We start from the raw sequence: 12336 nt of genomic DNA, 5'->3' as shown, positions 1-12336 counted from the left end.
TGGGCTCCCACCTGGCCCGCATGGAACTGCGCGTCGCACTGGAGGTCTGGCTCGAGCGGATCCCCGAGTTCACCCTCCAGGACCCGTCCACGGTGATCTGGGGCGGGACCCAGGCCCGCGGACCGAAGACCCTCCCCCTGCGGATCCACTAGGTTGCCGCGTCGGAAATCCTGAGGGTTGGTCGGTGCTGGTCCGGTCGCCGGCTGGGGTACTCCGCCCCGGACCACCGGGGCGATTTTGCGGGCCGGTCCTTCCGGGCTCGTCCCACTGCGAGCAGTTGGGCCAAGGCCGCCGCCGCTCGCAACGGCCGAGCAACGCGGTGCCACTCGCTACCGATAACCCATCAATTCCACTTGGATTCGTCCTTGAGCGATGGAGGCTCCTCGTTGACCGCTCCCGCCCTGCAGACCACCCGGCGCTGCGCGTACGCGCCCCCGGAGGAGCACACCCGTATCCGGGACACCGGTTCCGGGATATCCCAGGTCACCCTGCCCAGCGGCCAGGTCGCCTGGGCCCTGAGCCGGCTCGAGCACATCCGGACCATGCTCACGGACCCCCGCTTCAGCGTCAACCGCCGGGATCCGAACTTCCCCCGGTTCACCCGCGAGTTGCGCGCCTACACCATGCGCCGATCGATCAGCCAGTTGGACCCGCCTGAGCACGGTCCCGCTCGCAGGGCCGTGGTCGGCGAGTTCACCGTGCGTCGTATGACCGACCTGCGCCCACGCATCCAGGAGATCGTCGAAGAGCACATCGACGCGATGTTGGCCGGGCCGCGCCCCGCCGACCTCGTACAGGCCCTCTCCCTGCCGGTGCCGTCCCTGGTCATCTGCGAGCAGCTCGGCGTGCCGTACCAGGACCACGACTTCTTCCAGGCCCGCACTTCGACCATGGTCAGCCGCTCCCTCACCGCCGAGGAAAGGAAGCAGGCGCGCATGGAGCTGCGCGACTATCTCAGGGACCTGATCTCCAAGAAGGCCGCCGAGCCGACCGACGACCTGCTGGGCCGTCAGCTCGCCCAGGGCAACGACCCCGAGGACGTCCTGCCGCTGGCTTTCTCCCTGCTGGTCGCCGGGCACGAGACCACCGCCGGCATGATCTCGCTCGGCGTGGTGACCCTGTTGGAGCGCCCGGCGGATCTGGCGGCGCTGCGCGAGGACCCGGCGCGAACCCTGCCTGCGATCGAGGAGTTACTGCGGATATTCACCGTCGTCGAGTTCGGCAACTCCCGCGTCGCCGTCGAGGACGTGGAGATAGGCGGCGTGACCATCCGTGCCGGCGACCCTGTCCTGGCGCTGAGCAACGCGGCGAACCACGACCCCTCTGCCTTCGACGAGGCGGACGAGATCAAGCTCGACCGGGGCGCCCGCAACCACGTCGCCTTCGGCTTCGGCATCCACCAGTGCATCGGCCAGAACCTGGCCCGGATGGAGTTGCAGATCGTCTTCGACACGCTCTTCCGCCGGATTCCGACGCTGCGGCTGGCCATGCCCGCGGACGAGCTGCCCTACAAGGGCGATGCCCTCTACTACGGCATCCACAAGGTACCCGTGGCATGGGAGGAGCCGGCATGACCAAGATCGTGGCGCATCTCGACCGGTGTGTCGGAGCGGGCCAGTGCGTGATGACCGACCCCGACGCATTCGATCAGAGCGAGGAGGACGGCACGGTCATCGTCCTCCAGGACACCCCGGCGGACGACGAGGCGCTGCAGAGGGCCCGGTCCGCCGTCGAGACCTGCCCGAGCCGGACCCTGTCCCTGACGGAGTAGCCGACGGCGCGGCGGAGCGTCCGAGCGGAGGCGCGGAGGCGCGGAGGCCGCGGCCATGGTGGTTGTTGTCCGCTTTGACGGGCGGCGACCACCATGTTCCGCGCCGCCACCGCATATCGGCGTGCGAGCAGTCGGGGCTCTCGCCGGGTACTCCGATCCGGCAAGGTGACAGACATGAACTCCACCAGCGCGGAGCCGACTTCGGCGAAGAACTCAAGGGCGGACCTCTCGACCGCGCCCTGATGGACGCCTTCGCCGCGCTGGCATCCGAGAGACGGATCGTGGACGTTGGCCGCGGCTTGGGCCCTGGCCCTGCGCGGGCAGCGGCCCATCGTCATCGGCCTGTGCGCCATCGCCCACCTGCCCGGCGGCACGATGCACCGCCCGATCACTCCGCCGGCGGCACCCATGTTTTCCTCGACTGCCTCTCCCGACGGGGCCGTTGGCTGTCGTATGGCGTGGCAATGACCACCACCGACATGCCCGACCCGAGCATCTGGCCCAAGTGCCTGCGTGGAACTACGTCACCGCAGCCGGGCCCGCTGTGAGGACCGCGTCTGAACCTGCTCGCCCTGAACGGCCAAACCCGCCGCTGCCGGAGCCGCGCCGTCCGCCCAGCGTGCCAACTCCGCACGCTCCTCGACGGACAGCACGGACTTCGACAGCACGAGGGCCCCGAGACGCCATGAGTGTGTTGTGGCAAACCGGATTTCGTTCGAGGTGTGCGGCGCGGGTGGTCATCTGGACAGAGGTACGGGTGCGGCCGTGGGCATGAAAGAACGGGCCCCTTGGTAGTGACGCGGTTACGACACCAGCACGACCAAGGAAGCCCGTTGCCTGATCAGTTGAGCAGTATCTCTGTGCATGCATCCACCACGGTCACCCCTGGGTATGACTGCTACGTCCACAGGTTCGGTTCGATCGCTCCAGGACGGCGGGTGCGGTGCTATCCGAGTGACATAACGGATGCGGAGTGGGCCGAAGTCCGCTCGGCGATGGGTGCCGGCCTGGCTCCTCAAGCGAGGCGGGCGTCCGTCCAGAGGCGTACTGCCACCGTGAGATGCTCGACCAATGCCACGTAGTTAAGGGCGAGTTGGCGGTGTCAAGCCATCAGGGAATGTGATCTCGTAGGTGCTCGGTGCCGTACGAATGAGCCGTCCGTTTCGGGCCCAGTAGCAGAGTTGCGCGTTGAAGCCGCTGAGGATGCGTCCTGTAACGGTGAGGCCGAGGCGTTGTGCGATCTCACGGGCGTGCATGGACTCGTTGGAGTTCATCGCCAAGATCTGGCAGACCCTGTCCCAGCGGCCGGAGTCGGTCCGGTGTCGGGCGTGCGTGCCGGTGAGGCCCGGTGGACGAACGCTGATCTCGATGGTCGTGATCGACGTGCTGCCGCGAGATCGACCATCGCGATTCCAGTTGTTGTAGCGGGAGGTTCCGCATTTCACGATGCGGGTGGACAGCCGCATCCGACGGCCGGGAAGCAGCGTCTGGAGGAGGCGCGCGCCGATGCGTCCCACCAGGTCGCAACCGGTGATCGGCTCAGCGGCGGGGCTGGATCCGGCTGAGCTGATGACCGTGTCGCGGGCGGCTTCCAAAGCGACGGTGAAAGCGGCTCGGTCGGGATCGCAGCCGGATGCCGTCTCCACCGGGTGACCATGACAGAGCGCAGGGCTTGATAGAGAGTGAGCAGTGCCCACATCTCCTGAGTCAGCCCCACCGGGTCCTTCGGAAGCAGGACTCGCCCCTGGAGCAGGGTGTGACGGAGCGCCAGGTATGCGATCTGGATCTCCCAACGCTCGTGGTAGAGATGCACCAGGTGGTCGGCGGGGTCGTTGGAGTGGTCAGTGAGTGTGGTCAGCAGGCGGTAGGTCCCGCCGAACACGCCGCCGTCGGCGGTACGGGAGCGGACCTCGGCCTCGATCACTCGCCACGAGAGGTCACCGATCCGGGTCAGGTAGGAGCCGTCGGGCAGCAGTGCCAGCACCGGCGGGCGTCGGACGCTGGTGGCGCGGATCAGGAACTGGGCCCCTTGAGCCGCGATGTCTACCAGCAGTCTGTTGCTGTCGAAGGCACGGTCTGCCAGAACAAGCATGTCCGAGGTCAGGTGGCCGATCAGGTCGTGAGCGTAGTCGGTTTCACCCTTGCTGGCGGGGCCGAAGACGGCGCCGATCAGGCCGTGGGTGCCGTTTTCGCACAGAGTCATGAGCATCAGCCGGGGGCAACTGCCCAAGCGCTACCGGCGAGGGCGGCAGACGCTGATCCGCACGGGCTCCGCCAGCGGCACCCACGACTTCGTGTCCTGGGTCGCGAAGCGGGGCCGATGGCTGTCCTACTCGGTCGGCATGACGGTCACCGAAGCGATCCACGAACACGTGCTGAAGGTCCCCGCCTCGGCCTGGACCCCGGCCGTCGAGGCTGACGGTGAGGCCCGTGACGGGGGCTGGGTCGCCGAGCTCACCGGCAAGCTCCTGGACGGCTGGACCAAGGGCATGCGGCTCATCGTCCGCAAGGAACGGCCTCATCCTGGCGCCCAGTTGAGGATCACGGACGCGGACGGCATGCGGATCACGTGCTTCGCGACCAACACCACCGGCCGGCCGATCGCCGGGCTCGAGCTGCGTCACCGGCTCCGGGCACGGGCCGAGGACCGGATCCGGGCCGCCCGGGCCACCGGCCTGCGCAACCCCCCCCTGCACGACACCGCCCAGAATCGGGGCTGGCTGGAGATCGTCCAGATCGCGCTCGACCTGCTGGCCTGGATGCCCATGCTCGCTCTGACCGGCCGGGCAAGGCTCTGGGAACCGCGTCGCTTGCGGTTTTGCCTGTTCTCCGCAGCCGGCCAGCTCGTCACCACCGGTCGGCGCAGGATTCTCCGCCTCGCCCGGCACTGACCCTGGACCGGCGAGATCACCGCCGCCCTTGAACGGCTCGCGCTCCTGCCCGGCCCCGGCTGACCAGCAAACTTCACCCGTCCCGACGACAGCATCACCCGCCCCGGGCAGTGGAACCGGCGCCCACCCGACGCGACAGCCGGGCCACCGACCTGCCCGGCATCAGCCCCGGAAAGCAAAAGGGTCCACCGACTCCGTCGGCGGACCCTCAAGTAGGGTCGGGGGCTGGCGCGGTGGCGTAGTACGTACGCTCCGTTTCCAGCCCCCGCCGCATCGAACCGTGCGTGCGGTTCTCTCGCACACGGCTCACCGACGCCGTTCACCACCGGCATTCGGCCCACCCCGCCAGTCCCGGAAGGGTCTGGGTGCAACAACGGTTCCGTGCAGGGCGATCAGCCCCAGGGAGTCCTGGGCGGCGAAGGCAACCACCGCCCAGCCGAACTTCCTGGTGCGCCGGTGCTTCTTGGCGAGGAACCCGCCGATCCGCATCCGCGCGTACGAGCCGATCTGGTCAAAGACATGGGCCGAGTTCCCGAACCGGAAATACGCAGCCCATCCGCGCAGGAACGCGTCCACGTCCTCCACGATGGCCTTGACCGGCCGCAACAGCCTGCGTCGGTCCGTGAGTTCACGGATCCGGTCGCGGGCATGCTGCATCGCCCTTGCCGAGGGCCAGCGGGCGAGGAAGGCAACCGGACGCCGGTTGCCGCGCGGCCGGGACGCCACCCACCGATGGTGGAAACGTCGGGTAGCGGGGACGCATTGCTGCGTCCCCGCCCCCTAAGAACCGGGCGTGCCCGCTCTCCAGGCACCACGGCTCAAGCAAGCCCCGAGGACGACGAGGTTTCCGCGTCGGCGTCATGGCTGGTGCACCACCTTTCCGGCAAGGATCTGCCGTCGGCAGTGCGCGTGGAGGAGCCGGTAGAAGGTCCGGTCCTGGCCGTCGACCTGTTCGACGATGTGCTGCTTTGCCAGCACCCGCCGGACGGTCATGAACCACTGCTCCCACTCGCGTGGGCTGCGTGGCTCGTGCTCGGCGTGCAGCAGGAATTCCCCGCATCCGGGACAGCGGCCGCCTTGGCTTCGCAGAAGCCGGGCGGTGTGCTCGTCCACGGGCGGGGCTTTCTTCCTGCGCCGCCGTTCGGTCCAGTACTCGGTCAGGGCGGGGTCGTCCGGAGACGCTCCGCCGTGGACCGGGACATGCCGGACGATCTTCGTCCAGGCGAACTTGGTGAGGTAGGCGCCGCTATCGCGGTCGCCGAACACCCACCGGTCCTGCCGGGACCTGTGGAACTTGCCGAAGTACCGGGTTGCGACCCAGCCCCTCGACTTGTTCGGATGCGAACGCCTGGCCCACCGGTAGGTGAGGTGCCAGACGTGGTGGTCCAGGCCGGTGAAGACCCGGCCGGAGACCACGCTCCGGTAGTAGGCCGACCATCCCCGGATTACCGGGTTGAGTCGGAACACCACCGCGGCCGCGTTCGCGCCGTGCATGGAGCGCACGTCGGCGGACAGCCGCTTCCGGAACCGCTTGACCGACTCCTTACTGGGAGTGATGAGCAGCTTTCCGCTGCCCTGCCGGTCGACATGGCGGCGGATGTCGAAGCCCAGAAACGAGAACCCGTCCTCAACGTGGACGATGCGCGTCTTGTCCTCGTTGAAACGGAGTCCTCTCGGCTCCAGCCACGCCGTGAGGCTGGCCTTGACCTGCTCGGCCTGCTCACGGCTGTGGCACATCGCCACGTAATCGTCGGCGTACCTGACCAGCACAGGGCATCCCTCGACCGTCTCAGCGTCACTTCGGACTCTGGGCCGGTAGCGGACCCCTGCCGCGTGCTCCATCCCGTGCAAGGCCACGTTCATCAGCATGGGGCTGATCACACCGCCTTGAGGAGTTCCCTCCTCGGTCGGCGTGAACTCGCCGGACTCGATCACGCCGGCCTTCAGCCAGGCCCGGACCATCCCCCGTGCAGGGAAGGTGCCGAGACTATAGAGAAGGTGATCGTGGTCGATCCGGTCGAACGCCCCGGCCAGGTCTGCGTCCAGGATCCACCGGCGCTTGCTGCGGTTGCCGCAGAGCGTCTTGAAGATGACCTCGATCGCGTCATGGCCTGCCCGTCCAGGCCGGAATCCGTAGGACCTCGGCTCGAACCGGGCCTCCCACTCGGGCTCCAGCGCGTTCTTCACGCGTGCCTGCTGCACGCGGTCCGCGAGCACCGGAATTCCCAGGGGACGCTGTTTCCCGTTCGCCTTCGGAATGAAGATCCGCTTGACCGGCAGGGCTTTGAGGGGCGAGGCATGGCGGTGCATCCGCTCCGCCAGCTCCCCTCGATCGCGGGAGGTCAGGGCGACCTCGCCGTCGACGCCCGCCGTCTTGCGGCCAGCGTTGCGCTGCGTGACCTGCCGCACGCTGACCAGCGTGTTGCTCCGGCTCCGCAGCATCAGCTTCTGCAGATTGCGGACCTTCTTGAGGTCCCCTTCCTTCGTCGCCTTGAAGATCCTCTGCCTCAGTCGCCGTACGTGGTCCTCGTGGGTGCGCCAGTTGATGGCGTCCCAGTCGGGTGCCGCGTCCTCCGGTCCGTTCACTCCGAGGGCCGCCATCGCGAGAGCGAATGCGTGTGCCGTCATCTGTGTCCAACTTGTCCTTCGGTTCCGGTACTTCAGCTTTGGTGCGTCAAAGGCTCACCCGGTCCACCTCAGCTCCCTTTCGGGCCAGGCATCTGCCTGTATCCGGCCGGTTATGCGGGGCGACCGCGAAGGGTGCGGCCTTGGTGTCCCGGTTTCCCGTCGCCTTTCGGCGTACCGGCATTGGCTTCTTGGACCGTCCTGCTCCCGCCGGGGAGTTGGGCCTCCCTCACGGTCGGCTTACCGGGACAAGTCCCGGACCCCGACGGGGTTTTCACGTTCCGCATGGTCGAGATCCGACCGGGGTGGGCGCCCTCTGCACCCCGGGGCGGCGGTGTTCTCGCGGCTGGCTCCTAGTCACCAGCCGCCGCCTGCCGTTTCACAACGGCCAGCCCTGCCCCCAGCGGTCCATCCCATCTCCGGGGGTATCGATATCGAGGCATCATCGAGAGTTCGCGTGTACTCGCCCGTCCGGCCTTCCCCTTGCCTGTAGCCCCCGGATGGAGCGGGAGCCCTTGGGCGTCTTCCCTGAGCTTCGCACCCTGCCGTTACCAGCAACGCACGTCAGAGCGGGGACGGACCTGTCAACACTTGTCCGGAGCTACGCTGCTGTCATCGGTCTCAGCCCTCCAATCAGCGTGCTCGCTCGAACCATGCGACCTCGTGTCGCACCGAGGAAGTCGAACCCCTCGCCGTCCACCCGCAGGTGCACGATCCTGGTCTTGGCCGCCTTCGGCTCCAGGCCGAGTTCGGCCAGCAGGCCCTTCAACCGCTCTAGAGCGGCTTCAGCCTGCGCGCGGCTGGCGCACATCACCACCACATCGTCGGCATAACGCACCAGCACCCCGTGGTCCCGTGTCGCCCACGCCCGGTCCAGCCGGTGCAGATAGACATTGGCCAGCAGCGGGGAGGCCACGCCTCCAACGCAATGGATAACCCGGGCGCATGTCGCCCTCGTCGTCGGCGTCTGGTGACTGACCGTGATCGGGTGGGGTGTGCTCGCGGATCGGGATGCGGTGCCGGATGGTGATCTTCTCCGGGCCGATGAGGATGTCCTGGACGAGAAGTCGCAGCACGCGTTGACGCTCGGGGACGTCGGCCGTCCTCACGCCGGAGCGGAGTTGGGACAGGAAGCCCTCGAGGTCGTGGGCGAGTTTGAGGTAGGCGTCGCGGTCGGCGAGCTGGGCCTCCAGCGCGTCGAGCTGGCCGCGGAGGCCGGCTTCGCGGGCCCGCAGGTCAGGCATGCGGGCGCGCAGTTCGTCGATGGTGATCAGCTGTTCCTGGTAGGCCTCGATCATGCGGGTGATGCCCCTGCTGGCTGCGGCCAGAGCCGTTTCCAGGCGGGCGCGTTCGCGTCGGGCCGGGTCCGCGGTGCGGGCCTGTTCCAGGCGGCGGTCGATCTCGGTGTGGATCAGGGCGGGGTCGGTGAGCAGGCCGGTGATGTGGTCCCAGACCAGGGTGTCGAGGTGGTCGGCGCGGACCGGCTTGTTCGTGCAGACGCGGCCGCCCTCGTAGCGGTAGTCGTCCGAGCCAAGGCACCGGTAGTAGTAGATCTTCTTGTTGGTGGTGCGGGTCGAGGTGCGGTAGTAGCCGTGTCCGCAGCTCGCGCAGGCCGCCATGCCCTGCAGCAAGGAAGGGACCTTGGTGTTGCGGGAGGCGAAGCGCTTGTTGTCCTGAAGCCGTTTTGCGGCGCGTTCGAAGGTCGCGGGGGTGATGATCGCGGGGACGGGGATGGCGATCCATTCCTCGCGGGGCCGGTCGATGGTCTTGACCGGGCGCGGGGTGGCCCGGCCCTGGAGGCGGGCTGTGCGGTTCAGCCCGGCTGGCTCGTGCTGGACCTGGGTCTTGCCGAAGACGCCGGTGCCCGCATAGGCGGGGTTGCGGAGCATGCCCCAGACCACGCTGCGGTCCCAGCGCGTCTTGCCGGTGCGGGTCAGAGCGTGGCTGTCGGTCAGCCAGCGGGTCAGATCGGCGATGGAAGCGGCCTCGTCGACGTAGCGGCGAAAGAGCTCGGCCACCAGCGCCGCCTCGGCTTCGACGATCTCGTAACGAGCCGAGGACTCGGGTGTCTTGCGCACGAAGCGGTAGCCGAACCGCGCCCCGGACAGCACGTTCACCGACCCGGCACGCGCCCGGTAGGTCTTCCCGCGCCGGTAGCGCTCCATCAGCTGCGCTTTCTCGTACTCGGCGAACATGCCCTGGAACTGGACCAGCAGTTGGTCCTCGGGGCTGTCCCCGCGCGGGCCGCGCACGAACTCCACACGCGTGCCGGCCCGGGCGAACTCCTGGATCAGCAGGGCCTGGTAGGCGAATTTGCGCGCCAGGCGGTCCGGAGCGTAGACGACGACCACGTCCACCCCGACCTGGGCAACCAGGTCCCGCAGCCGCTCCAGCGCGGGACGCAGCAGCGTGGCGCCGGAGTGCCCCTCGTCCTCGAAGACCCACTCCGCGGGCAGCTCAAGCCGCATCCGGTCGATGTACCCGCGCAGCGCGGCCGTCTGCGAGGCGATCGTCTGGTCCTTCTTCTGCCGCTGCGAGGACACCCGCGCGTAGATCGCCGCCGTGGTCACCGCCCACTCCTTCCGGCATCTGCTCCTGCTGCTCGACACGCCGTGACCGGGCCCGGCACTGAGGCACCAGCACCTCGTAAGCCGCCTGCACATCCGCGGCGGCGTGCCGGGAGAAAACCCACTCCAACTCCACGACCAGCCGGTTCACGACCCCGGCCGCCGTCCGCCAGGATCGTCGCGGAGGAAGTCGGCCAGCGCCTGGGCCACCACTGCGGAGAGGGTTGCCTCGCTGGCACGGGCATGCGCTCGCACCTGCTCGGCCAGCGACCCGGGCAGCTTGACGGTGAACACCACATTCGCCTCGGGGACGGCGACTCGGCCCTGCGCCACGGCCTGCTCCACATACCGGTGTGCCTGACGGACCGACACCCCATAACGATCAGCCAGCACACGGGCAGCCTCGGCGACAGGAACCTCCGTCGCCAGAAGATCCGCGGCAGCATTGACCCGCTGGGCATACTCGATACCGTCGACACGATCCCCGCGCACCATGTCATGAACGTACTACCCGTCATGATGCTGCCTACTCTCCCCGCGAGGCAGCTTCTCCAACCTCCGGTAGCGCAGCGTCACTTCGAAGGCGAAGTTGCCCATTGCCTTGGAGGCGTGATGACCCCGCCCTGGGGAGTGCCGGACACCGGCCGACGGACCTGACCGTCCTCCATGGCCCCGGCCCGCAACATCGCGCGCAGGAGCTTGAGGACCGACCGGTCCACGACGCGTTCCTCGACCGCCTGCATCAACTTCTCGTGCGGAATCGCCTCAAAGCAGTTGGCGATATCCGCCTCCACCACCCAACGCCTGCCCCGCCACGCCTCGTCCACGAGGACCTGGAGGGCATCGTGTGCTCCGCGCTTCGGTCGGAACCCGAACGAACACGGAAGCATGTCGGCCTCGAAGACCGGCTCGAGTACGATCTTCAACGCGGCCTGCACGATCCGGTCGCGAACCGAAGGAATCGACAACGGCCTCTGCTCGGCCACGCCGGGCTTCGGAATGAACACCCGGCGCGCAGGCAACGGCCGCCAGCCCCCTTCCCGCAGTTCCACGGCCAACTCGCCAAGGAGACGGTCAACGCCGTACTCCTCAACTTCAGCCAGAGTGGTGGCGTCAATGCCCGGCGCGCCATTGTTACGACGCACCATCACCCACGCGCGCCTCAGGACATCCCTGCGGTGGACCTTGTCCCCCAGCGCGTGAAACCGCCGTCCGGGACCGGCCTTGGCCGCCCGGTAGAGCGCATGCTGCAAGGCTCGGACCGGATCCAGCTTCAGGGATCCCGACGTGGTGGAACTAGCCGAAACGGCACTCACCAAGCCCCTCCAGACAACCTGCACATCGACGAAGCAGCGGCCCTTCCCTGGCCGGCGGTTGTGTTGTCCGCCGGCTCATCGCGGTACTACGGCCGCCTCCGACGCCCACCCGGCCCGCGCCCACTTCCCAGGGATCACCCGGTTATAGGACGCGCAGCTTCCGGCAGCGCCTGTCCGCAGGCCGCCGGGCCGGGGAGGACCTCCCCAGTTCCCGCTGTCACCGCCGCAACGTTCCATGCCCCATACGCCGGGGAGTCCCTCACGGCTGCATCTCCAGGATCTTCGCCGCTTCCATGGCCTTCGCCCTGATTTCGGGGGCTCGGCACTCCCTGTCCCCGCCCCGAGAGGCGGGCCTCTAACGACGCCGCAGGCTTCGCGTGATGCTACGGCCCGGGCCGCTGCTTTGCTCCCCCTTACAGGGCTTTCGACACTGGGCTTCGACGCCGGGCGTTTTTTCCCCCCCGACGCCGCCAGTCTGCTACCGGGCCTCCTGGCAGCTACCTGGACCGGACTTCCACCGGCAGGCGACAACGAGCTTACGACTCAAGATCAGCTACATCACGAAGACCTCCGAGTCTGCTGGGCGCGCGAAAGATCGAGGCTAAGCTTGACGTTTATGCAGCTCTGCTGCTTGTGATGGCTGTCGCGAGGTTCGGTCTGTCCTGTTTTCCGACGGGGTGCTCTCGTGCACGGTGCTTGTTCTTCACGCCGGCTGGCCGACCGGGACCTGCGATGGTGAGTTTCGGTGCGCTGGCCGGTTGAGGGGCTTTCCCGTGGAGGCGGCGAAATCCCCGTCGTTCACACCGCTGGAATACTTCCCGGATTTGGGCGGCGGTGACGGCGATGATGTCGTCCCACGGACCCAGTCGGACCACGTCCAGCACGGCGGTCCACGACGTCCGCCCTGCTCCAGGGCAGCGACGAATGAGTAGGGCCACCCGGGAATCATCTGGGCCGAGCCCCTGCCTCGACCGTATGTGTGACAGAACAACCGGTCCGGGCTGGTATTTGCATCCGGCCGCAGCCAGTTGCTCACATCGACCGCCAGGACCAGCCGCCCCTCCGCCGTCCGGGCAGGGTCCCGGCAAAGTCGTTCTGTAGCCCTGTGACGTGGGATTTTGCGGGGTGGAAGAGGTGCGCGGGTGTGGTCCGGTCCGATTGGATGG

10 protein-coding genes and 2 pseudogenes are annotated in these 12336 nt (G+C 68.0%); 3 read left to right on the top strand and 9 right to left on the bottom strand.

Annotated features, from left to right (window positions below):
- Window positions 1–386 precede the first annotated feature (386 nt).
- Window positions 387–1574, top strand: coding sequence for a cytochrome P450 (locus ABZ887_RS50130; protein ID WP_361306251.1), 1188 nt, complete (start codon window positions 387–389; stop codon window positions 1572–1574).
- A complete protein-coding gene (locus tag ABZ887_RS50125; protein ID WP_361306249.1) occupies window positions 1571–1771 on the top strand; it encodes a ferredoxin in 201 nt (66 codons plus the stop codon). Before ABZ887_RS50130 ends, ABZ887_RS50125 begins: the two co-directional genes overlap by 4 nt.
- A 1082-nt stretch (window positions 1772–2853) precedes the next feature.
- Here ABZ887_RS50125 and ABZ887_RS50120 read toward each other — a convergent pair.
- Window positions 2854–3237 (bottom strand): hypothetical protein, encoded by a 384-nt coding sequence (locus ABZ887_RS50120; RefSeq protein WP_361306247.1) that lies wholly within the window; start codon window positions 3235–3237, stop codon window positions 2854–2856.
- The gene (locus ABZ887_RS50115) at window positions 3213–3980 is read right to left on the bottom strand and encodes a transposase (RefSeq protein ID WP_361306245.1); all 768 of its coding nucleotides are present in this window, start codon (window positions 3978–3980) and stop codon (window positions 3213–3215) included. Before ABZ887_RS50115 ends, ABZ887_RS50120 begins: the two co-directional genes overlap by 25 nt.
- Window positions 3981–3990: 10 nt before the next feature.
- On the opposite strand from ABZ887_RS50115, the pseudogene ABZ887_RS50110 reads away from it, so the two are divergent.
- Window positions 3991–4725 (top strand): annotated as a pseudogene (locus ABZ887_RS50110) (transposase); the annotation flags it as partial.
- Window positions 4726–4968: 243 nt separating this feature from the next.
- Here the strand turns inward: ABZ887_RS50110 and ABZ887_RS50105 are convergent.
- From ABZ887_RS50105 to ABZ887_RS50075, 7 genes and pseudogenes are all read right to left on the bottom strand, one after another.
- A complete protein-coding gene (locus tag ABZ887_RS50105) occupies window positions 4969–5388 on the bottom strand; it encodes a group II intron maturase-specific domain-containing protein (protein WP_361306243.1) in 420 nt (139 codons plus the stop codon).
- Window positions 5389–5520: 132 nt separating this feature from the next.
- A complete protein-coding gene (ltrA, locus tag ABZ887_RS50100) occupies window positions 5521–7290 on the bottom strand; it encodes a group II intron reverse transcriptase/maturase (RefSeq protein WP_361306241.1) in 1770 nt (589 codons plus the stop codon).
- 598 nt (window positions 7291–7888) lie between these two features.
- Complete coding sequence (locus ABZ887_RS50095) at window positions 7889–8164, bottom strand: reverse transcriptase domain-containing protein (protein ID WP_361306253.1); 276 nt, start codon at window positions 8162–8164, stop codon at window positions 7889–7891.
- On the bottom strand, window positions 8073–9857 hold the full coding sequence (locus tag ABZ887_RS50090; protein WP_361306239.1) for a recombinase family protein: 1785 nt from the start codon (window positions 9855–9857) through the stop codon (window positions 8073–8075). Before ABZ887_RS50090 ends, ABZ887_RS50095 begins: the two co-directional genes overlap by 92 nt.
- Before the next feature lie 144 nt (window positions 9858–10001).
- A complete protein-coding gene (locus ABZ887_RS50085) occupies window positions 10002–10349 on the bottom strand; it encodes a hypothetical protein (RefSeq protein WP_361306237.1) in 348 nt (115 codons plus the stop codon).
- 77 nt (window positions 10350–10426) lie between these two features.
- Window positions 10427–11107, bottom strand: a complete 681-nt coding sequence (locus ABZ887_RS50080; RefSeq protein WP_361306235.1) for a reverse transcriptase domain-containing protein — start codon at window positions 11105–11107, stop codon at window positions 10427–10429.
- Window positions 11108–11982: 875 nt separating this feature from the next.
- Window positions 11983–12242: pseudogene (locus ABZ887_RS50075) on the bottom strand (transposase); the annotation flags it as partial.
- Window positions 12243–12336 lie beyond the last annotated feature (94 nt).

This window comes from Streptomyces sp. NPDC047061, assembly GCF_040643955.1.
Taxonomy (GTDB): domain Bacteria; phylum Actinomycetota; class Actinomycetes; order Streptomycetales; family Streptomycetaceae; genus Streptomyces.
Note: the sequence above shows the minus strand (reverse complement) of the source record. Positions and strands in the feature narration are given on the sequence as shown.

Bases quoted from the DNA above. Each gene is read 5' to 3' on its own strand.
- ABZ887_RS50125 (WP_361306249.1), top strand. From the start codon at position 1,571: ATGACCAAGATCGTGGCGCATCTCGACCGGTGTGTCGGAGCGGGCCAG.
- ABZ887_RS50120 (WP_361306247.1), bottom strand. From the start codon at position 3,237: ATGCGGCTGTCCACCCGCATCGTGAAATGCGGAACCTCCCGCTACAAC.
- ABZ887_RS50115 (WP_361306245.1), bottom strand. From the start codon at position 3,980: ATGCTCATGACTCTGTGCGAAAACGGCACCCACGGCCTGATCGGCGCC.
- ltrA (WP_361306241.1), bottom strand. From the start codon at position 7,290: ATGACGGCACACGCATTCGCTCTCGCGATGGCGGCCCTCGGAGTGAAC.
- ABZ887_RS50085 (WP_361306237.1), bottom strand. From the start codon at position 10,349: ATGGTGCGCGGGGATCGTGTCGACGGTATCGAGTATGCCCAGCGGGTC.